The sequence below is a fragment of the Marinomonas ostreistagni genome (genome assembly GCF_016888445.1).
GTDB classification, from domain to species: Bacteria; Pseudomonadota; Gammaproteobacteria; order Pseudomonadales; family Marinomonadaceae; genus Marinomonas; species Marinomonas ostreistagni.
Map to the genome: position 1 here is coordinate 619,658 of NZ_JAFEKF010000001.1, position 26,199 is coordinate 645,856.

Annotated in this window: 24 protein-coding genes and 1 other RNA gene; 15 read left to right on the forward strand and 10 right to left on the reverse strand. The window is 47.0% G+C overall.

From position 1 onward, the window contains the following. Positions 1-2 precede the first annotated feature (2 nt). The 4 genes from JQX58_RS02970 to sstT all read left to right on the forward strand — a co-directional run bounded on the left by JQX58_RS02970 (position 3) and on the right by sstT (position 5,504). The gene (locus tag JQX58_RS02970) at positions 3-3,446 is read left to right on the forward strand and encodes an SbcC/MukB-like Walker B domain-containing protein (protein WP_204145324.1); all 3,444 of its coding nucleotides are present in this window, start codon (positions 3-5) and stop codon (positions 3,444-3,446) included. Between the two features lies 1 nt (position 3,447). After that, entirely contained in the window at positions 3,448-3,756 is a 309-nt protein-coding gene (locus JQX58_RS02975) for a BolA family protein (protein ID WP_204145325.1), read from the forward strand. A 9-nt stretch (positions 3,757-3,765) separates the two neighbouring features. Next, positions 3,766-4,068, forward strand: coding sequence for an STAS domain-containing protein (locus JQX58_RS02980; protein ID WP_204145326.1), 303 nt, complete (start codon positions 3,766-3,768; stop codon positions 4,066-4,068). A gap of 218 nt (positions 4,069-4,286) precedes the next feature. Continuing rightward, entirely contained in the window at positions 4,287-5,504 is a 1,218-nt protein-coding gene (gene sstT, locus JQX58_RS02985) for a serine/threonine transporter SstT (protein WP_204145327.1), read from the forward strand. A 78-nt stretch (positions 5,505-5,582) separates the two neighbouring features. Here the strand turns inward: sstT and JQX58_RS02990 are convergent, their stop codons facing one another. After that, positions 5,583-5,783, reverse strand: coding sequence for a hypothetical protein (locus tag JQX58_RS02990; protein WP_204145328.1), 201 nt, complete (start codon positions 5,781-5,783; stop codon positions 5,583-5,585). A gap of 201 nt (positions 5,784-5,984) precedes the next feature. Between JQX58_RS02990 and JQX58_RS02995 the strand changes: the two genes are divergently transcribed. Next, positions 5,985-6,698, forward strand: a complete 714-nt coding sequence (locus JQX58_RS02995) for a DUF4136 domain-containing protein (protein ID WP_204145329.1) — start codon at positions 5,985-5,987, stop codon at positions 6,696-6,698. Between the two features lie 238 nt (positions 6,699-6,936). Further along, positions 6,937-7,800: an isocitrate lyase/PEP mutase family protein gene (locus JQX58_RS03000; RefSeq protein WP_204145330.1), complete on the forward strand. Its 864-nt coding sequence runs from the start codon at positions 6,937-6,939 to the stop codon at positions 7,798-7,800. A gap of 108 nt (positions 7,801-7,908) precedes the next feature. Here JQX58_RS03000 and trbK read toward each other — a convergent pair whose 3' ends face one another. Together trbK and JQX58_RS03010 are read right to left on the reverse strand one after the other, a co-directional pair. Continuing rightward, on the reverse strand, positions 7,909-8,280 hold the full coding sequence (trbK, locus tag JQX58_RS03005; protein WP_204145331.1) for an entry exclusion lipoprotein TrbK: 372 nt from the start codon (positions 8,278-8,280) through the stop codon (positions 7,909-7,911). 346 nt (positions 8,281-8,626) lie between these two features. Beyond that, positions 8,627-9,361 (reverse strand): dienelactone hydrolase family protein, encoded by a 735-nt coding sequence (locus tag JQX58_RS03010; protein WP_204145332.1) that lies wholly within the window; start codon positions 9,359-9,361, stop codon positions 8,627-8,629. 159 nt (positions 9,362-9,520) lie between these two features. Here JQX58_RS03010 and JQX58_RS03015 point away from each other — a divergent pair, with 159 nt between their 5' ends. After that, positions 9,521-9,943: a DUF4156 domain-containing protein gene (locus JQX58_RS03015; protein WP_204145333.1), complete on the forward strand. Its 423-nt coding sequence runs from the start codon at positions 9,521-9,523 to the stop codon at positions 9,941-9,943. 30 nt (positions 9,944-9,973) lie between these two features. Here JQX58_RS03015 and JQX58_RS03020 read toward each other — a convergent pair whose 3' ends face one another. Next, on the reverse strand, positions 9,974-11,194 hold the full coding sequence (locus JQX58_RS03020; RefSeq protein WP_204145334.1) for an ABC transporter substrate-binding protein: 1,221 nt from the start codon (positions 11,192-11,194) through the stop codon (positions 9,974-9,976). A 183-nt stretch (positions 11,195-11,377) separates the two neighbouring features. On the opposite strand from JQX58_RS03020, the gene JQX58_RS03025 reads away from it, so the two are divergent. Continuing rightward, positions 11,378-13,666, forward strand: a complete 2,289-nt coding sequence (locus JQX58_RS03025; protein ID WP_239090128.1) for an ATP-dependent helicase — start codon at positions 11,378-11,380, stop codon at positions 13,664-13,666. An 11-nt stretch (positions 13,667-13,677) separates the two neighbouring features. Beyond that, positions 13,678-14,631, forward strand: coding sequence for an isopenicillin N synthase family dioxygenase (locus JQX58_RS03030; protein WP_204145335.1), 954 nt, complete (start codon positions 13,678-13,680; stop codon positions 14,629-14,631). A 24-nt stretch (positions 14,632-14,655) separates the two neighbouring features. Here JQX58_RS03030 and JQX58_RS03035 read toward each other — a convergent pair whose 3' ends face one another. Together JQX58_RS03035 and ffs are read right to left on the reverse strand one after the other, a co-directional pair. Continuing rightward, positions 14,656-15,426 carry a class II glutamine amidotransferase gene (locus tag JQX58_RS03035; RefSeq protein ID WP_204145336.1) on the reverse strand — a complete coding sequence of 257 codons (771 nt, stop codon included), beginning with the start codon at positions 15,424-15,426 and terminating at the stop codon, positions 14,656-14,658. Positions 15,427-15,566: 140 nt separating this feature from the next. After that, positions 15,567-15,663, reverse strand: an RNA gene (gene ffs, locus JQX58_RS03040) — signal recognition particle sRNA small type. A 204-nt stretch (positions 15,664-15,867) separates the two neighbouring features. On the opposite strand from ffs, the gene JQX58_RS03045 reads away from it, so the two are divergent. The 5 genes from JQX58_RS03045 (at position 15,868) to JQX58_RS03065 (ending at position 21,532) form a co-directional block, all read left to right on the forward strand. Beyond that, a complete protein-coding gene (locus JQX58_RS03045; protein ID WP_204145337.1) occupies positions 15,868-16,731 on the forward strand; it encodes a 6-carboxytetrahydropterin synthase in 864 nt (287 codons plus the stop codon). Beyond that, positions 16,728-17,132: a phosphoribosyl-AMP cyclohydrolase gene (gene hisI, locus JQX58_RS03050; RefSeq protein WP_204145338.1), complete on the forward strand. Its 405-nt coding sequence runs from the start codon at positions 16,728-16,730 to the stop codon at positions 17,130-17,132. The genes JQX58_RS03045 and hisI overlap by 4 nt, the downstream gene beginning before the upstream one ends. 239 nt (positions 17,133-17,371) lie before the next feature. Next, positions 17,372-20,056, forward strand: a complete 2,685-nt coding sequence (locus JQX58_RS03055) for a response regulator (RefSeq protein WP_204145339.1) — start codon at positions 17,372-17,374, stop codon at positions 20,054-20,056. Continuing rightward, entirely contained in the window at positions 20,053-20,982 is a 930-nt protein-coding gene (locus tag JQX58_RS03060) for a diguanylate cyclase domain-containing protein (protein WP_204145340.1), read from the forward strand. The genes JQX58_RS03055 and JQX58_RS03060 overlap by 4 nt, the downstream gene beginning before the upstream one ends. A gap of 184 nt (positions 20,983-21,166) precedes the next feature. After that, entirely contained in the window at positions 21,167-21,532 is a 366-nt protein-coding gene (locus JQX58_RS03065) for a DUF4870 family protein (protein WP_204145341.1), read from the forward strand. A 37-nt stretch (positions 21,533-21,569) separates the two neighbouring features. Here the strand turns inward: JQX58_RS03065 and cpxA are convergent, their stop codons facing one another. Then, positions 21,570-22,964 (reverse strand): envelope stress sensor histidine kinase CpxA, encoded by a 1,395-nt coding sequence (gene cpxA, locus JQX58_RS03070; RefSeq protein ID WP_204145342.1) that lies wholly within the window; start codon positions 22,962-22,964, stop codon positions 21,570-21,572. Then, a complete protein-coding gene (locus JQX58_RS03075) occupies positions 22,964-23,656 on the reverse strand; it encodes a response regulator (RefSeq protein ID WP_204145343.1) in 693 nt (230 codons plus the stop codon). Before JQX58_RS03075 ends, cpxA begins: the two co-directional genes overlap by 1 nt. A gap of 174 nt (positions 23,657-23,830) precedes the next feature. Here JQX58_RS03075 and JQX58_RS03080 point away from each other — a divergent pair, with 174 nt between their 5' ends. After that, the gene (locus JQX58_RS03080) at positions 23,831-24,340 is read left to right on the forward strand and encodes a Spy/CpxP family protein refolding chaperone (protein ID WP_204145344.1); all 510 of its coding nucleotides are present in this window, start codon (positions 23,831-23,833) and stop codon (positions 24,338-24,340) included. 100 nt (positions 24,341-24,440) lie between these two features. Here the strand turns inward: JQX58_RS03080 and JQX58_RS03085 are convergent, their stop codons facing one another. Together JQX58_RS03085 and JQX58_RS03090 are read right to left on the reverse strand one after the other, a co-directional pair. After that, positions 24,441-25,352, reverse strand: a complete 912-nt coding sequence (locus JQX58_RS03085; protein WP_204145345.1) for a LysR family transcriptional regulator — start codon at positions 25,350-25,352, stop codon at positions 24,441-24,443. Between the two features lie 18 nt (positions 25,353-25,370). Continuing rightward, positions 25,371-26,078, reverse strand: a complete 708-nt coding sequence (locus JQX58_RS03090) for a hypothetical protein (RefSeq protein ID WP_204145346.1) — start codon at positions 26,076-26,078, stop codon at positions 25,371-25,373. Positions 26,079-26,199 lie beyond the last annotated feature (121 nt).

Genomic DNA, 26,199 nt, shown 5'->3' on the forward strand with positions numbered 1-26,199 from the left:
CTATGAAAAAACTTAGCCGTATAGTCTTAGTGAACTGGTATCTATTGGGTGCCGAAGAAATCAATGTTCGCGGTAATACCGCGATTATCGGTCCAACGGGTTCGGGTAAGTCTTCGCTATTGGATGCGATCCAGACCGTTTTGACCGGGGCCAGTAAACGCCACCTAAATTACAACGCCAGCGCCAACGATGGCAAAGCCTCTGGCCGAAGCATCCGCTCCTATATTTTGGGTATGATCGACTCAGGGCAAGCGAGCCAAAAAGTCACTGGCGCGCAAACACGCCAAGATGCGATTGCTTATTTGGCGCTAGTGTTTGAAGACTCTAACAGCGGCAAAGAAACTACCGTTGGCTTGTGTCTATCTGCGTCTTTGGCAACCCCTGAAGAGGATGTGTTAGGGCGCTTTGTATTATCGAACTACGGCGTTCGTCGTGATGACTTTGTCGAAGTGTTAGGCGAGAAGCAATACAAGGCCAAACCTTGGCTTGAAGTTCGCGAAGCCATGAAAAAAGTCTGCTTGGACCCTTACATCAAGTCTGGCAGCGCTTCGGCAACGCAATATATGAACCGCTATCTAGAAGAGCTAAGCCCAAGTGCTGAGCAATTGATTACGCTAGATGGCTTCTTGAAAAACTTCAAAAATGCGCTCAAGTTTGTGCCGATCGCCTCACCGACTCGCTTTGTGCAGGACTTTGTCTTGGCCGAGGCGCCGCTGCAAGTGGGGGCGTATCAAAAATCGCTTACCGAATACCGCCAACTGGAAGCGAAAACCCAAGAGGTGGCGAAGCGAATTGATGATCTTAAAGCCATCCAACTGGAATGTGAGAAGAAGCATCAACAAGAGCAAACGGTGGTCAACTACCAGTGGATTGCGACCGAGGCGCGCTTTGATCAATTAGGCAGTAAGCAAGACGAGCTGCAGGATCAGTACGAAAACTACAAAGAGCGTGAAGAAGAAATCGACGAAGAAATCGTCGCCCAGGCCAATCTTTTAAAACAGCTGCAAGGTCAGTTGTTGCGTCTCGAGCAGCAGTACGAGCACTCTGATGTAGGACTGAAACTACAGCAACTTGAGCAAAGCAAAAAGCTCCTGACACTTGAAGGGCAGCAAGACAAGAAACTTGTCATCCAAGCACACCAAGTACTGCAATTGCTCGCTGCTTTGCAGAGTTTTGAAGACGTTTTGTCTGAGCGTGTGTGTGGCCTCATCAAAGAGGCGACTGAGGCTGCGTCGAATCTTGATGCTGAAGGTAATATCTTAGGCAGTGCCAAGGTCGTCAGCAAATTGCTCGCCAGTGTGAATGAGGCCCTCGATGAAGACAAAGGGGCTTTGTTCCAGCAACGTACTCAGCTTAACCGCAACATTCTTAACTTGAAAGACGAGTGCCGCCAACTTGAGTCGGATGTAAAGTCCTTAAAAGGTGGTTCGAGCCCGCTGTCTAACAATGTTAAGAAGCTGATCGACCTGTTGAATGAGGCCAATATCAAGGCAACGCCACTGAGCCACTTGGCAGAAGTGACGGATCATAAATGGCAAGACGCCATCGAAGGTTACTTGGGTAGCCAACGTGAAGCTTTGATCGTAGAACCGGATGACGCCGAAGAAGCCATTCGAATTTTCCGTGCTCACCGTCGTCAGCTGATGGGTTGTCGTGTAGTGGATACTACCCAGACTCGTTTGTGGTTGAACCGCGGCGATAGCAACTCCGTATTGCGTTTTATTCGCTGCAATAATGATCATGCTCAAGCGTATCTAAATCGCCGTTTAGGCGGCATTAAGCCGGTTGAGACCGAGCGTGAGTTGTTGCGTGAAGACAGCGCCATGACGGCGGATGGCATGTTAAAACTCTCTGGTACCATTTCAACGATACGTTTCCAGCCGCACATGATGGTTGGTATCAATACCGAAGGGATGCGTAAATCTCGTGAAGCTCAGCTGCAAAAGCTAAGTGGCGAGTTGATGGACTACATGAAAACCGATCAGCGTCTAGAGCAAGCGGACAGTTTGCTTGGTCGTATCATGGCCTCTAATCAGATCGATGCGGATGCGTTGCATGAGGCGGGTACGACCAATACCCGTGTAGCGCAAGATTTGGCTGATGTGGAAGCGCAGATCGCGGCCCTACAGCAGCATGATGATACGGAGCTACAAGAGCGCATCGAAAGCTTAAAAGAGCGTATTGCGAGCATTGAACTTGAACGCAAAAAGCTTGATCGTGAGCGTCAGCAAATTTCTGAGCATTATGGCTCTTTGAATACCCAGAAAACACAATTAGCCGAGGCTTTATCAGCGCTGGATGAAGAGCGTACGCGCATCACCGCTAATCCGTTGTTTAATGCCGAATACGCCAGTGAGCGCTACGAGCTGCTTGAGTCAAGTATGGGCAATGGCTCAGCGATCTACAAAGAGGCTATTAGCCGTTCTGACAAAGCCTCTGAAAAAGTGCGTTCATTTGATCAAAAGGTACGTAAAGAAGTCGCGGATCATTACGCTAAGTACCATAACAGTAATCTAGACGATGATATTCAGCTGGATTACCTAGAGTCTAAATTTGAAGAGTTTGAATACTACATCAATCATCAAATTGAAGTGCTGGGTGATACGGAACTGGCGAAATACGCTAAGCGTGCTGAAATTGCTCGTCGGGAAGCAGAAGAGACCTTCCGCAGCGATTATGTATCAAAACTGAAAGACTCACTGGACCAAGTGGCGCTGATCATTAAAGAGCTAAACCACAGCCTTAAACGCCGTCCGTTTAACCAAGAAGTGTACCAATTCCGTTTTTATCCAAACGGTGATATGAAAGACATCTTGGATTTGGTGGAGAAATTTAGTTCGCATGACCAAGCGAATGTCGGTGGTCTGTTTGATCCGGAGCAAACTGGCGATTCAGAACATGCTCGCGCCATTGAGCTGATTCAAGAATTGATCAGTGATGAAGACAAACAAAAAGACTTAGCTGACTACCGTAAGTTCTATAACTTTGAAGTGGATATCCTAGATCAACAAGGTGAGAAGAAAACCACCTTGTCACAGCGTATCCAAACTGGTTCAGGTGGTGAGCACCAGATTCCATTTTATCTGGCGATCGCAGCTGCGTTATCTACTACTTATCGCCTGCACGAGACGATGGATGGTGATATTGTGGGTGGTTTCTCGTTGGCTATGTTTGATGAAGCTTTCAACAAAATCGATATGGCGAAAACGTCAACTTGTATGGGCTTTATGCGTGATATTGGCTTGCAGGTCATTGCGGCAGCACCCGATGACAAGCGTGCGGTGATGGCGGCCAATATGGATACCATTATCAGTGTTTGGCGTGAAGGCGGGGCAGTGTCGTTGGATGTTGCCTACCCTCAGCAACGCGGTAAAGCGTTGTTAAGTGGTGATGAAGAATCAGGCGATGCTGAGCCACAGCCAGCATCAACGCTCGCGGAGGAATAATATGATCATTGAAAACGAAATTCGAGAAACTCTACAGCGCGCTTTCAATGTGCATCATTTAGAGCTTGAAAATGAAAGCTACAAACACAATGTGCCAGAAGGCAGTGAGTCACATTTTAAGCTAACCTTAGTAAGTAATGTGTTTGAAGGGAAGCGCTTGGTGCAGCGACATCAGCTCATCTACGGCGCATTGACGGATCAGATGCAAAAAATACATGCACTTGCCATCCACCCTTATACACTAGAGGAGTGGGAGGCTCGTAAATATGAAGCACCGCTTTCTCCAGATTGTATGGGTGGGGGTCATTAAGGAAAGCTAATGAGTATTTCGGTCATTCAACACAAGAGTAATGGAATCGTTGAGATTCAGGTAATGGGCAGCTTTGATTTTTCTTTGTTTAACGACTTTCGTGTCGCTTACGAAGAATACATTGGTCAGAGTCAGCACTTCATTGTGAATCTTGAAAGCGTTGAATATCTTGATAGTGCTGCGCTGGGGATGCTGTTGAGTATGAAAACAGCTCTAGGGGAGCCGGTGAAAATTGAAATTGTTGGTGCCAATGATTTCATTCGCAATATTTTAATGATTTCACGTTTCGATAAGCGTTTTGAAATTCGTTAAGTTCTAACCAGTGCAGGCCTGTAATGCTGGCCTGCACGACCTACCTTAAACGACTATTCTTCGTTTACGAGGTATCACTTACCTAGGCCTCGTAATGAGTGGGATACAAACCGTAAGTGTTCATCCGTTGACCAATAAGTCAAAAAAAACCGTATAAAGGTTCAATTCTGATGGCTGATGCTATAAGGTTCACCCACAAAAAAAGATGGGTTTAAATCATGGCATCAAGCTTTATTTCCGCGCTATTTAAGCGTTATATGAACGGCAGTTTAGTGCTGCAAATTGTGATCGGTATCGTCAGTGGTGTGGTACTTGCGACCGTCGCTCCTTCCTTAGCTCAATCCTTTGCGTTTATCGGTACTTTCTTTGTCAGTGCCCTGAAAGCGATAGCGCCTGTTTTGGTGTTTATGCTGGTGATGGCTTCTATTGCCAATCACAAAAGCGGCCAACAGACGCAAATTGGACCGGTGTTAGGCCTGTATGCAATTGGTACCTTAATCGCTGCATTATCTGCCGTATTGTTTAGTTACGCGTTTCCATCACGCTTAGATTTGGTGACTTCCAATGTTGCCCAAGCAGCGCCTCAAGGCATCGCAGAAGTACTTTACAATCTGTTGTTCAACATGGTCGACAACCCAGTAGCGGCGCTAGTTAACGCCAACTATGTAGGGATTTTGACCTGGGCGGCATTGGTAGGTATTGGTCTGCGCCATGCCTCTGGTAGCACTAAAGTGGTGTTGCATAATTTAGCGGAGAGTGTGACCAGCGTGGTGGGGTATGTGATCCGCTTGGCACCGTTTGGTGTGTTTGGTTTGGTGGCCAATACGGTCGCTACTACGGGGTTAGAAGCGTTGCTAGGTTATTCGCATCTATTGATGGTGCTAATTGGCACCATGCTATTTATTGCGCTGGTCACTAACCCTTTATTGGTGTTTTTGATGACGCGTCAAAACCCTTACCCTTTAGTATTTCAGTGTTTGAAAAGTAGTGGCATTACGGCGTTTTTCACTCGCAGCTCTGCAGCCAACATTCCTGTGAATATGGCCTTGTGTGAGAAGTTAAAGCTGGATGAGGATACTTATTCGGTCTCTATCCCACTGGGCGCGACCATCAATATGGCCGGCGCAGCCATTACCATAACGACCTTGACGCTGGCGGCTGTCAATACATTAGGGCAAACCGTCGATTTACCTACGGCGATGCTGTTGAGTGTCATTGCTGCTATTTCGGCATGTGGTAGCTCAGGTGTGGCCGGTGGCTCTTTGTTGTTGATTCCGTTGGCGTGTAGCTTGTTCAATATCTCTAATGATATTGCCATGCAGGTGGTAGCTGTTGGCTTTATTATCGGGGTGTTGCAAGATTCGGCCGAAACGGCTCTTAACAGCTCTACCGATGTGCTATTTACTGCGGCGGCTTGTCATTCAAAAGACCAGTAGTCGTCTGTTTGGCGGGCGTGTTGAGGAATTTTACTACTTGGCAAACGCAAGGTTTGCCAAGTCAGTACTAGGCTGTGATTAGCTATTCGTAAGGGCAACCGCTAGGATGCCAGCGATCAGCAAGCAGCTTACGATGATAAGGTTGCGAATATTACTCTTGTGTTTGGCTGTGTGTACCGAATGACTGGCGCGCGTACGGCTGCTTTGTAGTAATTGCTCGTATAAGTCATTTGCCGGGCTATTAGGGTTAGGTGCGGTGGACTCTGAATGCTTGATCATGTTTACCTCCTTTCTAGACGCAACAAATTAGCGCAAGTGTGCGTGATTTGTGCTGATTAACATCATGATTTGCAAGCTATGTGGAGCAATATTGTAAAGTGTCTGTCATGGCGGGTTGTTTCAGCTAGGTGAAAAAAATAAGGATAGATTATACTGATACTTAGGCTTTTCGATCTTGTCTAGCTTTATTTGGAGGAATGGATGCACAACAAACACCTTAAACTGTTGTTCTTGTTCGTTAGTGCTTGGTTGCTGGGCGCTTGCTCAATGACGCCTACTTATCAAGTCGGTATTGATGCCATCAATCGTCCTACAGATTTAGGGGAGGGCGCCACCTATCAGTTGGTGTCTGCCATGGAGCGAGTGAGTTCTGACAGTCTACAATTCCAAGAGTTTTCTGATTACGTCATCAAAGCGTTAGCGACAAAAGGTTATCAACTAACCCCCTCATCTGAGGCAGCCGATTTCAGTGTAGCACTGGATTATGGGGTGAGTGACCCGCAAACGGAACAGTATCGTCAGTCCGTACCTGTCTATGGGCACACAGGCTACCACGCGGTAACAGAAACAACGCAAGTTGCCGCCAAAGATGGTGGGACGCAAGTGGTGCGTACCATACGTCATGTGCCATCCTATGGGGTACGAGGATTCAGAGATGAGCTGCGAACCATGACCACCTATCGCAGTCATATCCGTCTAACGGCTAAGAGCTTAGATCAAGCGGCGAGTCAGTTGTGGGATATCACTATTACCTTGACAGATGGCGAGCAGGATTTACGTCGTTTATTCCCGATTATGCTGGCGGCGGCGCAAGACTATATCGGGGGTAATACTGGGCAGAAGGTCTACGTGGAGCTGAAAGCGGACAATGCACGAGTCGAGCAGTTGACCTCAGAGGCGCCCTCTAAGCCATAATGCTTAATATGAATTGCTCGCCCCTAGCCATTTGATAAGTCAATTATTAAGAGTTGTTATAGAGTATTTTTGTAGTTAATTTCCAACATTATGCATTAACGTGCCTTTTGGAACTTTGTTACAAGCTTTGCTGGTGACTATTTGTCGTTAGTTTAGTTAAAATGCGGGAAAATTTGTTCGCTTGCCTAATTCCGACACAATAAAAAAGGAGTTAGGTCGTAATCAGGAGTCTTCCCCCATGGCTACCCCTTCTCAACACGATCTACGTAAAGATTTTCGTGCGCTTCTTGAGAGCTCTAATTGTTATTATACCGCTTCAACCTTTGACCCGATGTCTGCTCGTATCGCTGAAGATTTAGGCTTTGAAGTTGGCATCCTAGGTGGCTCAGTGGCCTCACTGCAGGTCTTGGCAGCGCCAGATTTTGCGCTAATTACACTGAGTGAGTTTGTCGAGCAAGCGACTCGTATCGGTCGTGTTGCACGGTTACCCATCATTGCCGATGCTGACCATGGTTACGGTAATGCGCTTAATGTTATGCGCACCGTGACTGAATTGGAGCGTGCAGGTGTTGCGGCGCTGACCATCGAAGATACGTTGCTACCGGCCAAATACGGTCATAAGTCGACCGATTTAATTCCGCTAGAAGAGGCTGTCGGTAAGATCGAAGCTGCGCTTGAAGCACGTATTGATCCAGCAATGAGTATCATTGCCCGTACCAATGCGGGGCAATTAACCACAGAGCAAGTAATTGCCCGTGCTAAAGCCTACGAAACGGCTGGTGCCGATGGTATTTGCATGGTTGGCGTGCAAGATTTTGAACACCTAGAAGCAATCAGTGCACACCTTTCGATTCCGCTGATGTTAGTGGCTTATGGCAATCCTGAGCTTAATGATCGTGAGCGATTGGCTGCTAATGGTGTGCGTATTGTGGTGAATGGTCATGCGGCTTACTTTGCCGCGATCAAAGCAACTTATGATTGTCTGCGTGAGCAACGCGGTATCGCCGAAGGCAAGCTTAATGCCTCTGAATTGTCTACTCGTTATTCGACGCTTGAAGAAAGTAGAGAGTGGGCGCATCGTTTTATGGATGTCAAAGAATAACTATCCATAGGCACAAAAAAGGGAGCTGAACATCAGCTCCCTATATTCTGTCCCCATTAAAACCATCCATGGTGGGGAGTTATCATCCTAAATCTTGAAGTTCAGCGATTAATTAGTCGCTTGATCTACTTCGTCTTCGGCTTCGTCAGCGCCTTCTTCGATCGCGTCAACACTGTCATCCCACGCATCGCCTACCGCATCTGCACCATCTTCCATAGCATCAGCTGTGTTATCGTAAGCGTCTTCAGCAGCGTCTGCGCTGTCATCCATCAATTCTTGAGCGGCTTCTTTACCTTGTTCGATTTGGTAGTCAAAGCACTGATCAGAAAACTCTTCACGAGCTTGGCTATCTTCGATTTGCTGAATGTTTGCTTGAGTACAGTTCTCATCATTTACTTCTGGCATTTGCTCGCTACAAGCGGTTGTAAAAGCTGCTACTGCAAATAGGCCGGCGATGTATTTAAGTTTGAACTTGTCCATTGTGCTTCCCTCTAATTTCTCGTTAAGTGAATTTTTATCTATGTGCCTTTTTGCGATGTCCCTTATTCGAAAAAGGCGAATCTATTTAAATAAAAACTAATTTAAAAAGAATTTATTTATGTGATAACTCCTGACGCTGTGTCCTGCAGCTGGTAATCATTTTTGGTTTTTTCTGCGCGGTATTCAATGCAGTTTTTTGTAAACATTATTCTTTTAGCAGTTCTTTCATTATTGTCAGAAATTAACCGGGAAGTGTAAAGATTCAATGGTGGTGGGAGTTACAAGGCTTTTAAGCATTAAAAAGCCCTTTAAAAAAGGGCTTTGGAATAAATCTAATCTTGGTGAGCTACAAGACTCTTCGAAATAAAGCGACCGCCATGCGATAGCACTCATGGGCTATTTCTGGATCAAATCGGTCGCCTTCATCACGCATAAAAGCATGTTGAGCATTAAATTCATGCCAAGTGAAGTTTGTCTTGCTATCAATTAATGTTTGGTAGATTTTTTGACGTCCTTCAGTCGGGACATGCGGGTCTTGCTTGCCCCAAATTAAACTGATTTCACCTTTTATCTCGGGCGTTTTAGTCAGTGAATCGTTACCTGGCTGACAAGGCAGAGTGTTGGAATGGATATCTGTTGCGTAGAGGCAAAAGCTGGCTTCAATGCGTGGGTTGAGTGCGGCACGGTAGGCTAGGTGACCCCCTATGCAGACGCCCATAGCGCCAAAGTGTCCCGAGCAATAAGGCTGCTGCGTAAAATAATCGAGCATGGCGCAAGTGTCGGAGTCGTGATGTTCAAGCGGTTTGCTGAACTTGTCTTGGTTGCCTTTGTCCTTGCCGGCGTCGTCATAAGCGAGCACGGTGCCAATAGGGTTGAGTTCATGGAACACTTCTGGAATGACCACGACAAAGCCATGGCCTGCTAATATCTTAGCGCTGCGCTCTATTGGTGCGGTAATTTGGAAAATTTCTGAGTAAAAAAACACACACGGAAACTTTCCCTCTATCTGAGGGCGAATGATTTGGCAGTGCATAGGGCCTGTTGCAGTCGCAAGCTCGACACTCTGTTGTTGAACGATCATAACCTTCCTTAATGGGATGTGTAGGAGGTCATGTTAGAACAGCGAAGACGCAATGGGGAGTCCAATTGGGTAAATAGGATTAAAATCTCATTACAAAGCTGACTTCATAGGCACATTCGGCCAAACTGTTATTCTGTTTAAATGATGCGGAAGAAAACCATGAAGCAACGCAAACCTCTTATCGCAGTACTGACTGCGCTGGCTCTCACAGGCTGTGCATCGGGTTCTCATGTCTTAACTGGTCAGCAACGACCTGCCATCGACGCGACACAAGTCGCCGTCTACAGTCAACCGCCGCAACAAAACTACGAAGTAGTAGCGCGTGTTGAGGCTTCCAGTAGTCGCGGCGTCACACAACAAGGGCGCATGGATTCAGCTCTCAATACGCTTAAAGAAGAAGCGGCCGAGCTTGGCGCTAATGGCGTGATCGTGCCAGATCTTGCTAGGCGTGGAGGTGGCGTGTCGACGCAAGTTTCTACGGGGATCTCTGGTGGTAGTGGCGGGTTACGCTCAGGTTTAGGCACTGGCTTTACCATTAATCCTGCGAGCATTCATGGTACCGCTATTTTTGTCACGGAATAACGGTGACTCAAGCTTGCTGGGGCAAATGGCTCAACGGGCGTAGCGTGCCTGCCAAGCTTGCTCCAACGCCGTCATCCAACTGCTGTGGGGCTCGGGCAGTGTGGTGCCAAGTTCTTCTATAGAGAGCGTGGCTAGTCCCCTTGGAAGATTATCCAGCTCCGCTTGGGATTGGGGTGAGAGTTTGTTGTAATCTAAGACCGATAAATCGCCCCAAATCATCGGATCTTGTTTAAAGATTTGAGCTTCAGGCGACAGTAAATAGTTGGCGACCACTTGTGCGCCAGCCTTAGCGCCACTATTAAAAGGTATGGCGACGAAATGCGTGTTGCCAATAGTGCCAGCATCAAACACATAGGTACGTACAGTATCAGGTAAATTGCCGCGTTCAATTTGTACCGATGCCGCCGATATATCAAAACTTAGGGCAATATCGATTTGTTTATCCGCTAAAAGCTGCATCATCTCTTCTGCGGTGGCTGGGAAGACGCGCCCTTGGCGCCAAGCATAGGGGTGAAGTTGATCTAGTAGGGCCCACAAAGGCTTAGTGGCCTGATCAAAATTTGCCTCACTCACTGGATTAAGAAGGGCAAGGCGGTCCTCAGAGAGTTCGTATAAGGCTTGCTTTAGAAAGGTCGTGCCCAAGTAATGTGGCGGTCTAGGGTAAGTGATTTGACCAGGGTGTTGTTTGGCATAGCGCAACATGTCATGGGCTGACTTAGGGGGATTCTCTAACCTAGCTGAGTCATACATAAAGGTCAGCTGAGCCATGCCCCAAGGGGCTTCCATGCCTTCCACAGCAGTACCGAAATCTTGTGTCAGGCTTTGTCGAGCTGAAGGATTCACATGGTTTATATAATTGGGGAGCTGCTCTGCAAAAGGTCCATAAAGCAGACCATTTTGCTTCATGAATCGAAAGTTCTCACCATTGATCCAGACCAGATCGACACTGCCTTGAGCATTATTGTTGGCCTGTTTTTCTGCCATAATTCGATTGGCTGTGTTCGCTATTTCGACAACCTTAAGATGCTTCAACTCAATATCGTATTGGCTGTCGACGCGGCTGGCGATCCACTGAATGTATTCATTCACATTTTCAGCGCCACCCCAAGCACTCCAATAAACGGTTTGGCCCTTAGCCTGTTCAACAATGGCATCCCATCGAGATGTCTCTGACTGTGCTTGAGCAGAGGACGTGGCAAGCAACGCTGACAAGCATAGACTGATGGCATAAAAAGGTGTGTATTTAAGCATCTCAAGCTCCTTAAGCACTTCGATGTCTGGCTGCACAAAGATTGAATGAGTGGGTGAGAAGGATTTATTTTTTTCTTCAGCAGCGCTTTAGCGTACCATGAGCGGCAAATTTATCGTTGCGTCATTATGTAACTATGGCCTGTAAATGGAAGATTTAACAGTTTAATAAGGTGATATAGTCGCTTGTCTGATTATCCATATACCGCTGAACAGCAAGCGGTGATTCAACATGATATGCGCCAGCATGCTAAAGTCATCGCTGTGGCCGGCGCAGGTAAAAGTACGACCTTGATCGGGCGTATTGTGACATTACTTGAGCAGGGCGTGGCGGCTGAAAAAATTGGCGTGTTTATGTTTAATAAAAGCGCTCAAGAAGAGTTCTCTGCTCGTTTAAGCAAGGTACTAGCGCAGCGGGGAAGTGCGCGTCAGCCAAATGTAATGACGTTTCATGCTTTTGGTATGCGTTTATGCCGACGTTTAGAGCAGCGTAATTTGCTTAGCACTGCCAAGCTGGTGACCGATGAGTTTTCTTTTATCAAGCTTGTGCGCGAGGCCCGACAGCGGCTGTTGCGTGACAACAATACGCTTACTTTGCAAGATGAGCGGGATTGGTTGGAAGATTTCTTACTGTTTGTCGATCAAGTCAAGGCCGCAAGCATCAACCCTCAAGAGGTGTTTGAGTCAGGCAGTTGGAACAAAGAATGCCAGCATTTTGTGGCCTTGTATGAGCACGTCGAAACCCTGCGTAAACAGCATAAACTACGTTTTTTTGCCGATCTATTGGCGGATCCTTTCACCTTGATGCAAACGGCTTCGGGCGAGCAAATGCACTATATTCAGACCTTGGCGCCGGAGTATGAGCACTTATTAATTGATGAGTTTCAAGACATTAATCCGTGTCAGTACGAGTTGCTAAAGGCGCTCTATCAGAGTCAGGCCAATTGGATGATCGTCGGCGATGTGCAACAGTGTATTTATGAGTGGCGCGGTGCGGCGCCAGATATCATGGCGCAGCAATTTGATCATGACTTTGGTCAAGTGACGACCTATCCGCTAGCGTGTAGTTTTCGCTTTGGCCACTCGGTTGGCTTGATGGCTTCCTGTGTGGTGTCGCAAAACCAAGTTGATCAGCTCGTGGTGGGTAAAGGTCAAGCGACCGAGATCGACTTTGCCCGTTCAAACCTTCCTGGTCGAGCATTGCTAACTGAGTTAAAAGACTGGCACGACCGTGGCCGCAGCCTGGAAAGTTGTGCGGTATTAGTGCGCCTCTACAGTGATATGGTGCCGATACAGTTAGCTTTGATGCACAAAGGTGTGCCTTATCAGCTGCATGGTGATTCGCCACTTTTGGATAACCGTCAAATACGTTTGTTAATGGCCTATTTGAGTGTCATGGCTGGCGGGTTGCAGGATCCTTCGAAGTTTTATGACAGCAACGATCTTGAGTATTTATTAAGTGTGCCACACGTTACCCATGCCCAAGCTGACCGCAAACGTCTGCTTACCCAGGCGCGCCAAAGTCCACATTTGATTCCCGAGCTAATCGAAAATTTAGCCGATCAAACCGAAGGTTGGAAGGGTAAGAAAATGGCGGACCGAGCGGATTGGTTACGTACCTTGCCCCTATACAAAAACGACCCTGCGCAAGGGCTGCAAATGACCTTGGATAAGCTGGGCATCTATCGTTATTTTGAAAACACCAGTAGCAAAGATATCCAAGCGCAAGAGAAAATCGCCACCTGTGAAGCCTTTTTAAGCTACGTCAAAGGTATTGCTAAGCCTGCTGATGAGATTATGGCGCAGTTGCGTCAGCTTAACGAGCAAGATGCCCAGCACAATCATGGTGTGCATTTAATGACTATCCATAAGTCCAAAGGCTTAGAGTTTGACCTGGTACTAATGTCCGGACTGCAAGAAGGGCGCTTCCCATATTATGACGATGATCTTAGTGCGATCGATCGTCAAGCGGCGGCAGAAATGCAAGCAGAGCGCCGATTGTTTTATGTGGCGATGACGCGGGCACGACAACGACTAGTATTTTTAGAAACCCCAGTCGGTGAAGAAGTGCGCCGCCTAAGTGAGGGCGGACTTCAAGGTGCTCCAAAATCTGGTGCTTTATCCCGCTTTGTCTTTGAAGCGCAGCCACTACCAGTGCAAACACTGGTAGATCAGTGGCAAGCGCAAGCGCCGGTTGCGATCAGCGCGGACCTTGAGGCGCCACTGTCTGCTTACTTAGATACGCAAGAAGACGGGCCATCCGTTAGCTTTAAGCGTGCCAAGGGCGCCGTCAAAGAGGACTTAAAAGCAGGTGATAAAGTGCGTCACGATCAATATGGCCAAGGTGTTGTAGTGCGCCAAGAGACTTCTGGTAAGCGTATGATCTTTGTTGATTTTGGCGAGCTTGGCTTGAAGCGCTTTAACCCTAAACATACAAAACTGGTGCGATTAGCCTCTCGCCAAACGACTCATTAAGTGGAGTTTTTATGACCATTCCATTGATCAATTTTGCCAAACTGACCAGTTCTGATAAGAGTACTCAACAGCAAGAAATAAAGCGACTGGACCAAGCTTGCCGAGACATTGGCTTTTTTTATCTGATTGACACAGATATCGACACCGCGCTAATTAACCGCATCATGCGTGCGGCGCAGCGTTTTTTTGCTCAACCTTTGCAGCAAAAGCTTGCCATCGACATCAAAAATAGCTGCAACCATCGCGGTTATGGCGCCGTGGGCGAAGAGCAATTAGACGAGATCAACAAAGCTGACTGGAAAGAAACCTTTGATATGGCACTGGATCTGCCTAGCGATCATCCGCTGGCGGCGCGTTATCCTAAGATGTATGGACCGAATCAAAATCCAAGCGATCCTAATGTGCTAGAAACATTGCATGATTATTATGTGACAGCGTTTGGTGTAGCCATGAAGGTATTGGAGGCAATGGCTCAGGCGCTAGATTTGGCACCGGATTTCTTCACACGTTGCTTCAAGGAGCATGTCACGGTGTTGCGTATGATTCATTACCCACCGCGTCCAGAACAAACCCACGACAATGGTGCAGGCGCTCACACAGATTATGGCTGTATCACCTTGCTGTTGCAGGATGAGGTGGGTGGCTTAGAAGTCAAACATCGCAATGGTGAATGGGTGCAAGCGACGCCGATGGAGGGCGCATTGGTGGTGAATATTGGTGATTTGATGCAGCGTTGGACCAATGATGAATATACGTCAACTACTCATCGTGTGAAGGCTTCTGCAGCGGACACACACCGTTATTCGTTTCCATTTTTTGTCGAGCCAGATTATGAGACGCAAGTGGCCTGCGTGCCGACTTGCCAAAGTAACACCAAGCCTGCCAAATACGCACCGATCTTAAGTGGTGACTGGATCCAGTCGCGCTTTGATGCGACTTATGCTTACCGTGAGCAAGAGGCGTAGCGTCATCGGTTATAGAGTACGCGTTTAGCGAATACTAAACGCGTAAGACTCATATGACGACACACTGATCTTCACCATATGGCCAGGATTGACTTGATGCCAGCCAGAGGTAGAGATGTCTAGGGGTTCAGAGCCCACCACGACATATTGATCAAACTGCTTGTAATATAAAGACGGGGCATGTGCGTCACTGGCGTAGCGTATCGCCCACATATCTTTGCCATCTGAAAGCATGCTGGTAAAGCGCAGCGGTTCGGTGATGCCTTTCTCACGCATTAGATCAAGGATCTGCTGCAAGGTCTGCTGCACGGCAAAAGTAGGGTTTTGCTCTAGGCCATTAGCCAACATCATCAAGAAAATCGCTTCTGAGTCTGTGCTGCCGCGGCGCTCGCTGTACAAATATTCGGGAATCCAGCGATCGATTTGCCAGCGCATTTTTTCATAATCGCCGATTTGACCGTTGTGCATAAACAGCCAATTGTTGTAACCAAAAGGGTGACAGTTGTTGCGAGACGTGGATGTACCCGTTGAGGCACGTACATGAGCAAAGAAGAGTCCGCTTTTTATGTGGCGCGCGAGGCTCTTGAGATTGGCGTCGCTCCAAGCGGGCAAAATTTCGTGATACAAGCCAGGTTCTTCACGCTCATCGTACCAGCCTAAGCCAAACCCATCGGCATTGACGGTGACTTCTGATTTGCGCGCGCTGATACTTTGATGAATCAAAGAGTGCTCAGGCTCAAACAGAAGCTGCTCTAAATAGACTGGGTAGCCTTGGTACGCCATCCAACGACACATAATACACTCCCTATACAGACAGATTAGGGTAAAACATGAGTGTCATTACAACGCATGAGCAAGCGCTTGGCTAGTGTGATCAACAAATCACAACACAAAGGAACAAGTTGAAATAGAAAAGGGGGAGATTAAGGTGGCATCTCCACCAGCCTCACCTCGGCACCCGAGTCCACCGCTGTGGCTGCTTCCTTCCGGACCTGACCAGATTAACGGTTTATCGTTGCGAGGGGACCAGCGGAGACACCATAGAGGAGGTCCCGATGACCTTGAAAGCGAATTATACGCACCAAATTATAAAGTGCAACCGATGTGTTATATTTTTCAGTTACTTAGGTAAATTTTTATAAATTGGGTTTATTTCAGATGTTTGCCATTTTGGGCGTTGGTATCCGTTTAACCATCTAGTACCATACGTGCCAATTATTGTTTGAGGGCCTATCGTTGAAGCTGTTTGTAAAAAACTTAACCCATGTCGATCTATCTTATTTCTGTCCGGTGCGTGGTGTATTGGGCGAAAGTTGGCAAGTGGATCTCGTGTTAACAGGGAAGCTTAACGATGAGAGCATGATTTGTGATTTCAGTATCGTCAAAAAGATGGTCAAGCAGTGGCTTGATGCGCATTTAGATCATACCTTGGCGGTTCCTGCGCAGCATCCTGCTAGTCAATTGGAAGCATTAGACAATGACCGTGTTGGTTTTTCGTTTACCCACGAATCAGGCCAGACGTTTCATTGCAAAGCGCCAAGCCAAGCGATTTGCCAATTGCCGATGGCGGAAATCACTGCGGATCAAGCGGCCGCTTGGGTCGAGTCTCAAATTTTGGATCTCTTACCCGCTGAGCTTGAAGCAGTGTCGATTCGATTTTACCCAGAAGCGAGCAATGAAGCGCAGTATCAATACAGTCACGGCCTTAAAAAACACGACGGTAACTGTCAGCGCATCGCTCATGGCCACCGTTCCGTGATCGAGATCTTGCGCAATGGTAGCCGTGACAAGGCGCTAGAAGCGGATTGGGCCAAGCGCTGGCAAGACATTTATCTGGGCACCGAAGATGATCTAATCGGCATTATTGAAGAGCAAGGTGTGCGCTACCATCATTTTAGTTATGTGAGCCGACAAGGTTTATTTGAGCTGATTACCCCGAGCGCGCGTGTATACATGCTTGATTGCGATACCACGGTAGAGTCCTTAGCGGCCCATATTGCCAAGCAATTGGCGAAAGAGAATGCTGGCGATCTCATCGAAGTGCACGCATTTGAAGGCATCGGTAAAGGTGCGATATTTGAATACAAGGTAGAGAAATGAGCTTAAAAGCCTATGAAATGATGCCTCAAGGCACTGAATTGGATCTTGATGAAATCATCGCCAATCTTAAAACCGACCAAGACGGCTTGATTGCCGCCATTGCGCAGCAGCACGATACCAAAGAAGTCCTGATGATGGCTTTTATGAATGAAAAATCGATTCGTGAAACCCTTGAGACAGGGCAGGTGTGCTATTGGTCACGCTCACGTCAAACCTACTGGCGCAAAGGCGAAAGCTCTGGACATCGTCAGCGTTTGGTCTCGATGGCGTTTGACTGCGATGGCGATGCCATTTTATTGCAGGTAGATCAGCTTGGGGCTGCTTGTCATACCAACCGCCGCGACTGTTTTTTCTTTGAAGTGCGTGATGGCAAAGTCTGCATTGATACCGATCCACAATAACTAGCACCGTTTTATCAAGGCTCGCAATTAGCTTACCTTAGCCTGTTGCGAGCTCTCCCACCTTACCCTCTTACAAAATAAAGTTACTTTTCATAACAGTTCTGTTACCGCTGTTCAGCTTATTATTAGCCATTGGTCTAAAAATATTTTTGAGGCGTTTTATGCCGATGTTTGATGTCTGGTGGTTGAGCGTTTTTCTGATAAGTATCACGCTACTCGTAACATTGCTTCTAATTGCAATGCGACTGCGCACGTCAGAGCGTCATAAGTTTGCGGGTCAGTTGGCTGCGATGCAGCAACGCTTTGCACAAGATATAGCTGAGCGGACCCAAGAAGTTAAAGAATATCACGCGCTGCAAGAGGCGATTTTGAGCACCAGTCGTACCTTGATTATTGCGACCGATGCCAATGGTGTTATCACGCATTTTAATCCCGCCGCTGAGGCTTTGCTAGGTTACAGCAAAGAAGAGATTGTCGGTAAGCAAACACCACAGATCTTTCATCTTGAATCAGAGGTGATCGCACGCGCCGAGCAACTTTCAAAAGAGCTAAATCGTCATATCGAGCCTGGCTTTGATGTGTTTGTCATCAAAAACAAGTTGGGTTTGCATAATGAGTCTGAGTGGACCTATATCGCCCGTGATGGTCGTAGAATTCCGGTTTACCTCTGTGCCAGTGCCTTTTACAACGAAGCTGGTGAGATCACAGGGTATTTAGGCACTATTACTGATATTTCAGAGTTTGTTCAAAACCGACAGCAGCTTAGCGCCGTAACCGAGCAGCAATCTAAAGCCTTTGAAGTGGCTGGCATAGGTGTTTGGAGTTGGGATGTGAATACCAACAACCTCACTTGGGACAGCATGATGTATGACATCTATGATATGCCTCAAGAGGCTGAATTATCCTTCGACTGCTGGGCTACGATGGTGGTGGATGAGGATCGCAAGAGAGCTCTAAAACACTTTGAGTATTTTGTACAGCACGGTGGCGACCCGCAAATCACCTTTGACGTGATCTGTCCAAGTGGTGTGCGAAAAACCATTCAAGCAACGGCTTCACTAGAACACAACAGTTTTGATGGGTCGGTAAAAGTCATTGGTGTCAACCGTGATATCAGTGAACAATTGCGCTACGAAAATGCATTAAAAGAAGCGAAAATAGCGTCGGACCTTGCTAATCAGACCAAATCTGAGTTTGTCGCTAACATGAGCCATGAGATTCGTACGCCAATGAATGGTGTGATCGGCTTATTAAACTTATTAAAAGATACGACACTGACACCTGAGCAACGTCATTATGTGACTAAATCGAATGCGGCCGCTCAGTCACTGCTCAATATTCTCAATGACATACTCGACTTTTCGAAGCTAGAAGCAGGTAAGCTTGAAATTACCCCCGTCAATGTAAAGTTAAGCGATTTTTGGCAAGATGTTGGCGCTATTCTTGAGGCAATGGCGACCAAGCCGGCTGTTAAATTCACCATGGAGCTCGGCTCAAACTTGCCAGCGGCTATCAAAATAGATGCACTGCGCTTACAACAAATTCTGCTTAATCTTGGGAGCAATGCCCTTAAGTTTACTCATCAGGGATACGTTTCTCTGCGCTTGGATCAAGTAGCTAATGATTCTCACCGTTTGTGCCTGACCGTTGAAGATAGCGGTATTGGAATCGCCAAAGCTAAGCAAGACACTATCTTTGATGCGTTTACTCAAGCTCAAACTTCCAGTGTACGTGAGTACGGTGGTACAGGGCTAGGTCTCAAAATTACCAGCACATTAGTCGAGCTAATGGCAGGTCAGATAGTGTTAAGCAGTGAAGAAGGGATAGGGACCAAAATTGAAGTTCAGCTACCATTTTTAGATTGCGATGCAGGCTTTGAGCTAAATTCACCTTACGTTCAGATCAAGCAAGAAAACTTACTTGCCGATATAGAAATCCTACTCGTTGAAGATAATAAAACTAATCAGCTGATCGCGACTCAGGTACTGCAAAAACATGGCGCAAAGGTTAGTTTAGCTCAAAATGGACAAGAAGCGGTGCAAAAAGCACAGGCGCAACGTTTTGACGTCATTCTGATGGACATCCAGATGCCGGTAATGGATGGCTATGAAGCCACTCAAAAGATCCGTCAATTTGACCGAGCAACCCCAATCATTGCCATGACAGCCAATGCACTAGCGAGTGATCAAGAACAAGCATTTGCGGCGGGCATGAGTGCTCATATAGCAAAACCGTTTCAAGCGCCAAATTTGATTCAAACCATTGTTAATTTCCTACAACCATCTGATACGGACGTAATCAATTATCAGAGCCTTGAGCCGATAGAAGGCTCGACAGACTTAATGGATCAACAAACGGCACTGAGATGTTTGAATGGCGATGAAACACTGTATTTAAGTGTCATGGAGGTGTTTTGCCATGACAGCATTCAGCTTTGGCAAGTCATTTCACACGTGCGGGACGAGCAACGTGAAATAGAAGAGGTCAATCGTGCCCTACATACATTGAAAAGTATCGCCGCCACCGTGGGCGCTTATAAACTAGCAGAGCACTGTGCAGTGATTGAAAGGATGCTGAAAACTAACTCAGAGCTCACACCAGAGGAATATGATGAGCTAGCGGATATATTCGAAAAAACTCACAAGCAGGTGCTAGGTATTGTAAGCGCTAAAAAAGTGCCTCAAAAGATAGAGGGAGTAGTGCATGATAAGCAATGTTTGGCCGAGAATAACTTACAAATTGAACGGTTTAAGCAGCTTCTTATGAATTCTAATATGGCGGCTTGCACCTTATATGAAGAGTTTAATAGACATCCTGAGTTAGGTCGTACAGCGTTGATTAAAAATCTGGCGCAACCTATGAAACATCTGGATTTTACAGCAGCCGTAGCGTTGCTACAGGTAAGTTTCTCGGAGGGCGGATGACACTCTACGACTTGAATAAGGCCAAAGTATTAATTGTTGATGATCAGCCCATTAATATTTACACAGCCTTTCATGCCCTTAAGGAGCACTATGAGATTTTTATGGCGCTATCAGGAAGAGAAGCCCTAGCATTTTGTGAGAAGCAACGTCCAGATATTATTTTGTGTGATGTTCACATGCCAGATATGAACGGATTACAGCTTTGTCAGACACTTAAAAACAACGCCTTATATGCTGATATCCCAGTGATTTTTATCACTGCATTTACAGGCCCAGAAGACGAAATCGCCTGCTGGGAAGCAGGGGCGAATGACTTCGTACGAAAACCCATTAATAAACCCACCTTATTTAATCGTGTTAAAGCGCACCTTACATTAAAGGCGCAGTCTGATTTATTAAAACAATATGTGTATTTGGATGGACTGACTGAAATATATAATCGCCGATACTTTGATGAGACGGTGAATGAGCTGTATCGCAGCTGTATGGCTCAAAGACGTGCATTTGGCATAGTCATGTTTGACATTGATTACTTTAAATATTTCAACGATCACTATGGCCATCTAGTTGGGGACGATTGCTTAAAGCAAGTGGCAAAAGCGATTGCTCGACTGATCCCTTCGCAAAGTGGCTATCTAGCCAGATACGGTGGTGAAGAGTTTATTTGGGTGGTGCTTGATATGTCTGAGTCTGAGCTTAAAGCCAGGCTTGAAAGCATGGCTCAAGCCGTTTCTGACCTACACATTGAGCACGAAGCTTCGACCTGCGGTAAGTGGGTAACCCTTAGTGCAGGTGCTCTGACAGTCTTAGATAGCGTCCAGTTTCATAAGATTGAAGATTTAATCTACGAAGCGGATCGTTTGTTATATGAAGCCAAAGCAAAGGGACGTAATCAAGTTCAATATGCTTCTGTGATTAATCAATAGAAGATATTGTAAAAAAGTTGGCTAGGAATGGTAATGGTTGTATATTTAGCGTCATTGCGAAGGGATTCAAGTTGGCCAGTGACGGCACTCTACTTTCAACTGTCTTTATTGCGCACCGAAAGGTGACGTCCTCTGATCACTTCCCAGCAATATTAGATTATTTTTTATTCAATAGGGAAGTATCATGTCAGAATATCAAGAAAATACCGTAGGTCCACTGTCATTAAGTGCGGCGGATGAAAATGCTAAAAAGCACGCACTTATCGCTTATGCACTAATGGTTTTAGGTTTCTTTACCGGTATTAGTTGGATCGCTGGCTTTATTTGGGCGCTGGTGAAGAAAGGTGATGCCAAAGGCACAGTGTTTGTTGATCATTACGACAATATCATCAAGGTCTTTATCTTAACGTTTGCACTGTCGGTCGCTGGCATGGTGTTGGCGTTTGTTGTGATCGGCTACTTTGTTTTGCTGGCTACGTTCATTTGGGCGCTATACCGCTTGGTAAAAGGACTGGCTAAATTGACATCTGACAAAGCTTATCACGCCTAAGCTCGACAGCGCCTGTGATCCAGGCGCTGTGTCTTTCTTATGCCGATAATGGCAATCTCACGGTCACTAGTAATCCACCTAACTCACTTTCTGATGCTTTTATTGAGCCATTGTGTTGGCGTATCGCATTTTCGGTAATCGCCAAACCTAACCCCGTACCACCACTGTTAGCATCTCTTGCCGTTGATACACGATAAAACGGACGAAAGATCTCTTCACGCTCAGCTTCGGGCACGCCTTCACCATCATCTTCTACTGAAACGATTAGCTCGTTATCAATCACTTCCATACTGACTTGGACATGAGAGTCTCCGTAATACACGGCGTTGCGGACAAGATTCTCCAGTGCACTCATCATTAATTGCGGGTGACACATGATTGAGTGCTCAGGGATAGAAGAGTAGTGCAGTGTTTTACCAATTTGCTCCGCTTCGTATTGCGTGTCTTGCAGCAGCGGCTCCCAGAGACTGGCTAACGGCTGTAACTCACGCTTGGTGTGACTGTCGATTTGCATCCGGGATAGATCAAGCAAGTTATTGATCATCGACTCTAAGCGCTGTGTTTCGGTATCAATGCGCGTCAATTCAGGACTTTGGCCTTGCTTACGCTGTGCCAATGAGTTGGCCATGCGTAGCCTTGTTAAAGGCGAACGGAGCTCATGGGAAATATCCGAGAGTAGACGTTGTTGACGAGAAATCATCTGATTGACCGCTTCGACCATCTGGTTGAAGCTAGCGCCAGCTTGACGAAACTCCGAGGTGCCTTTTTCCAGCATAGGGTCGGTCGCAAACTCGCCTCGAGCCACTCGCTGCGCAGCTTGTTCTAGGCGCCTTGCTGGTTGGCTCAAAGCCCAAGCAAGCCACAGCAACAGTGGCGTACTGACGATCATGGTCGCCAATAACAATTGGAAGGGGTGATCAAATAGCTGAAAGATAAAGCTGGGTGGTCGATTCCAGCGTAAACCAATATAGAGATAATAATCGGCCTGAGCCAGTTTGATGGGCAGAGGCCCCGAAAGCATATAGCGCCCATACAGTCGCTGCTGCGGTTTGGCAGGATTGTCGATATTGGTCACAAGATTGCGTACAGCACGCTCTTCAGGCGAAGGTCGCCCATGTTGGCGTAACACGTTGCCATCTAAGTCGGTTAGGAAGAAATCGAAGCCGCGATCACCGCGGCGCTGATCGGCGTCGCGCTCATGATGTTGGCTCATTGCGGCGATCACCGTATCAATAGATTGAGCGTCCGCGAAGTGCATTTGAACCCGATCGCGCGCTTCTAATAAACGTTTAAAATAAGGTTCTGGAATATCACTGACTTTGCGTGGATCGAAGTGCGGTAGTGACAAGACAGCCATCAGTACCAAAAACATAGTAAACCAAAAAATGGCAAAGATGCGGCCGTAGAGGCTAGTGATCTTGGGGAGGCGCATCAATCGTCACCTTCGGTCAGCAAATAGCCTTTACCGCGCAGAGTTTTGATACGCGGCTTGCCATTGGCCCAATCAGGTAGCTTTTTGCGTACGTTCGAGACATGCATATCCACTGCTCGATCAAAGCGCGCTAAACGTTTGCCAAGTACTTCAAGGCTTAACTCTTCTTTGGTGAGTACTTTGCCAGGGTGCTGGACAAAATGCTGCAGCATGGCAAACTCGGTGCTGGTTAGGTCCAGCAACTGCTGGTGACTGTAGGCTTCTAATTTGCCCGGGTACAAACTAAGGTCAAAGTACTCTAATACTTCGCTCGTTGATTCAGTCGGCACGCTCTGAGCTCGACGTAAAATAGCGCGGATACGCGCTAACAGTTCACGTTCGCTAAATGGCTTGGCTAGGTAGTCGTCAGCGCCGAGCTCAAGGCCGACGACACGATCAATCTCTTCGCCTTTCGCGGTTAGCATTAAAACAGGCACTTCACCGCTTTCGCGCAAGCGTCTTAATGTGTCGATGCCATTGAGTTTAGGCATCATGACATCCAGTAGAATCAAATCCACGCTGTGGCTTTGCACAAACGCGAGGCCTTCCTCGCCATTGTGTGCCACTGAAACCTGAAAGTCTTCAAAGCGTAAAACTTCTGATAGTAGATCGGTTAACTCGGTATCGTCGTCGATTAAAAGGATATGTGCCATAAAAACTCTGTCTGCGATTAGTCTATCGAATGCAGTTAGTGTACTGACAAATCAGCATCAACGTCAGACCTTTACGTTATTTTACCTTGCATGACAGCGCTTTACCTTGAGTAAGTTATGGTATCGACATGCTCTTAAAGAGCCATTAACAATCACACGATAAGGAATGAAACGATGAACATGACTAAGACATTTTTAGCGACGGCTTTAACCCTACCACTTATGTTTGGAAACGCTGCATTTGCTGGCGAAGACCATGGTAAAGGCGATCGTGATGGTCGCCACCATGCAGGTAAACAATGCGGTGAACGTGCCATCATGCAACAGCTTGACCTGAGTGAGCAGCAGCTAGAACAGCTAAAAGCACAGCGTGAATCCGCCCGTGAGCAAATGAAAAAAGCCTTTGCCGAGCAAGGTGAGCAACATAAAGCTAAGCGTGAAGCCCAGCACAAAGCTAAGCAAGCATTAGTTCTAGCAGAAGATTTTGATAAAGCCGCAGCGCAAAAACTAGCCGCGAACATGGCTGAGCAGCATGCGGCGATGATGGTGCATCAACTTGAGCGTGAGCATGCAAAGCTGGCTGTGTTGACTGCAGAACAAAAAGAGCAATACGCAAAGTTGAAAGCAAAAGGTGGCAAAGACTGCCGTGAAGACAAGCCACGTCGTGGACATAAAGGTGAGTAAAGCGCTGGCTTTGAATGACCGTTTTAATGAGAGCAAACAGCTGGCCTAGTGCCGGCTGTTTGCTTATAGAGCTTATGTAAAACAGCGTTCAACTAGACGTTTATTCAAGCTTTTGTGCTTGAGCCGCACTGACTAATTCATCAATCACGTAACGAATTTTTGGTACCTGCTGGCGCCCTTTAGGCCATACGGCATTGATCGGCATTTCACCACCAGCAAAGTCTTCTAGGATCGTTACAAGCTTGCCTGCATCAACGTAATCTCTTACCAACCAATAGGGCAGTTGCGACACGCCCGCATCGTTTAATACGGCTACGAGCATGGCATCGCCATCGGCGAATTCGTGTGTGGCTGGCGGGGTAAACTTAGCAATGCGGCCCTCGTCGTTTTGTAGCAACCAAGAGACGGGTTGATTTCGACGAAAGCCGACGACGGTTTTGTGTTGTGTTAAATCGCTTGGTGTCTTGGGGGTGCCGTGTTGAGCCAAATAATTTGGCGACGCGACTACGACGAGTTTTTGCGTGGTTAGGCGTCGCGCTATTAAGGTGCTGCTGTCCTCAAGCTCGCCAATTCGGACCACCAGATCAATACCTTCTTCTATCAAATCGACAAAGCGCTCACTAAACGATAACGTCAGCTCAAGCTCGGGATATTGCTGGGTGATCTCAAGCAATATCGGAAGAATCTTTTGGCGGCCAAACGCGGCTGGTAGATCCACTCGTAAGCGCCCCGCGGGCTTAGCAATGTGTGAAGTCAATTCTTGTTCGGCATGCTCAAGAATCTCAAGCGCATTTTGGCAGCTGGCCAGATAACGCTCGCCATCTGGTGTCAGGCTCAAGCTACGTGTGGTGCGATGAAACAGGGTGAGCCCCAAGCGCTCTTCTAAGCGCGCCACAGACTTACCAATCGCTGACTTAGTGAGTCCCAAGCGCTCAGCAGCGCCGGTAAAACTGCCTATTTGAGCAGTGGTGACGAAGGCGGTAATGCTGCCAAAATGATCGGTTTTTCGCATGCTTTTATCTCTTATGACTCATTCTTTAGAATTCGACGTGATTTGGCTGATTTTAATATAAAGACCGCCTTGCTCAAGTACATCAAAACGCCAGCTCTGTACAGGTGTGGTGGCAATAATAGCCGCTTCTGTATCGCTTATGGTCAGATCTGTTTGGGTCAGTATCGAATCGAGTAAGTTGGCCATTTCAGGTGACTGCACATATTGGCTTAACGCTGGAGTGGCTGAGCTAGTCGTGGCCAACTGCGCCAAACGGCTTTTAAGTGCTTTAATTCGATGCATCTTAAAGGTCTCGACGAACCTCGTGTTCGGGTTGCTGGCCATCGGTGTTTTTTGTAGCGCACGAAAACGCGCTTGGCCGTCCTCATCTATTGTGATCAAGGCTTGATAGGCAATGATAGAACCACCCACTTGACCGCCATGGCGTTGTGCTTGATAGGCCGTTTGCCAAGTCACTTGGTATTGGTTGTCAGATAAAGCCTCAAGGGACAGATTGTCTAAGGTGTGTGAACTGTGTTCTGGCGGCACTGACAGCAACCAGCGCTCAATTTCTTCAACGCCGTTGGCCAATAGATGCTGGCCGGCGTGGACAATTTGCGCATCCTCTGTAAACAGTCGACATTGGCTCTTGGCGGTAACCGTCTCGCCCTCGAAGAAGGCAAACCAGTGATGAATGATTTCATAGATCGCGTGCAGGTGCTCTGTGTGTTGGATGGCTTTGGTCATAATGTGCGTCTCTAGCTAGGTGGTTGCGATAATAGGTGAATACAAACGGCACAATAACAGCTTAATTGTAGAATTAATGTCTCCTTAAAGTATACATTCTATGGGTTTATCGATTTAAAGT

Excerpts from the sequence above, each read along its gene's own strand:
- sstT (WP_204145327.1), top strand. The coding sequence starts at position 4,287 with ATGGCATCAAGCTTTATTTCCGCGCTATTTAAGCGTTATATGAACGGC.
- JQX58_RS03090 (WP_204145346.1), bottom strand. The coding sequence starts at position 26,078 with ATGACCAAAGCCATCCAACACACAGAGCACCTGCACGCGATCTATGAA.
- hisI (WP_204145338.1), top strand. The coding sequence starts at position 16,728 with ATGAGCTTAAAAGCCTATGAAATGATGCCTCAAGGCACTGAATTGGAT.
- JQX58_RS03030 (WP_204145335.1), top strand. The coding sequence starts at position 13,678 with ATGACCATTCCATTGATCAATTTTGCCAAACTGACCAGTTCTGATAAG.
- JQX58_RS02980 (WP_204145326.1), top strand. The coding sequence starts at position 3,766 with ATGAGTATTTCGGTCATTCAACACAAGAGTAATGGAATCGTTGAGATT.
- JQX58_RS03010 (WP_204145332.1), bottom strand. The coding sequence starts at position 9,361 with ATGATCGTTCAACAACAGAGTGTCGAGCTTGCGACTGCAACAGGCCCT.
- JQX58_RS03085 (WP_204145345.1), bottom strand. The coding sequence starts at position 25,352 with ATGCGAAAAACCGATCATTTTGGCAGCATTACCGCCTTCGTCACCACT.
- cpxA (WP_204145342.1), bottom strand. The coding sequence starts at position 22,964 with ATGCGCCTCCCCAAGATCACTAGCCTCTACGGCCGCATCTTTGCCATT.
- JQX58_RS03035 (WP_204145336.1), bottom strand. The coding sequence starts at position 15,426 with ATGTGTCGTTGGATGGCGTACCAAGGCTACCCAGTCTATTTAGAGCAG.
- JQX58_RS03055 (WP_204145339.1), top strand. The coding sequence starts at position 17,372 with ATGCGACTGCGCACGTCAGAGCGTCATAAGTTTGCGGGTCAGTTGGCT.
- JQX58_RS03015 (WP_204145333.1), top strand. The coding sequence starts at position 9,521 with ATGAAGCAACGCAAACCTCTTATCGCAGTACTGACTGCGCTGGCTCTC.
- JQX58_RS02975 (WP_204145325.1), top strand. The coding sequence starts at position 3,448 with ATGATCATTGAAAACGAAATTCGAGAAACTCTACAGCGCGCTTTCAAT.
- JQX58_RS03060 (WP_204145340.1), top strand. The coding sequence starts at position 20,053 with ATGACACTCTACGACTTGAATAAGGCCAAAGTATTAATTGTTGATGAT.
- JQX58_RS03020 (WP_204145334.1), bottom strand. The coding sequence starts at position 11,194 with ATGCTTAAATACACACCTTTTTATGCCATCAGTCTATGCTTGTCAGCG.
- JQX58_RS02970 (WP_204145324.1), top strand. The coding sequence starts at position 3 with ATGAAAAAACTTAGCCGTATAGTCTTAGTGAACTGGTATCTATTGGGT.
- JQX58_RS02990 (WP_204145328.1), bottom strand. The coding sequence starts at position 5,783 with ATGATCAAGCATTCAGAGTCCACCGCACCTAACCCTAATAGCCCGGCA.
- JQX58_RS02995 (WP_204145329.1), top strand. The coding sequence starts at position 5,985 with ATGCACAACAAACACCTTAAACTGTTGTTCTTGTTCGTTAGTGCTTGG.
- JQX58_RS03065 (WP_204145341.1), top strand. The coding sequence starts at position 21,167 with ATGTCAGAATATCAAGAAAATACCGTAGGTCCACTGTCATTAAGTGCG.
- JQX58_RS03000 (WP_204145330.1), top strand. The coding sequence starts at position 6,937 with ATGGCTACCCCTTCTCAACACGATCTACGTAAAGATTTTCGTGCGCTT.
- JQX58_RS03075 (WP_204145343.1), bottom strand. The coding sequence starts at position 23,656 with ATGGCACATATCCTTTTAATCGACGACGATACCGAGTTAACCGATCTA.
- JQX58_RS03080 (WP_204145344.1), top strand. The coding sequence starts at position 23,831 with ATGAACATGACTAAGACATTTTTAGCGACGGCTTTAACCCTACCACTT.
- trbK (WP_204145331.1), bottom strand. The coding sequence starts at position 8,280 with ATGGACAAGTTCAAACTTAAATACATCGCCGGCCTATTTGCAGTAGCA.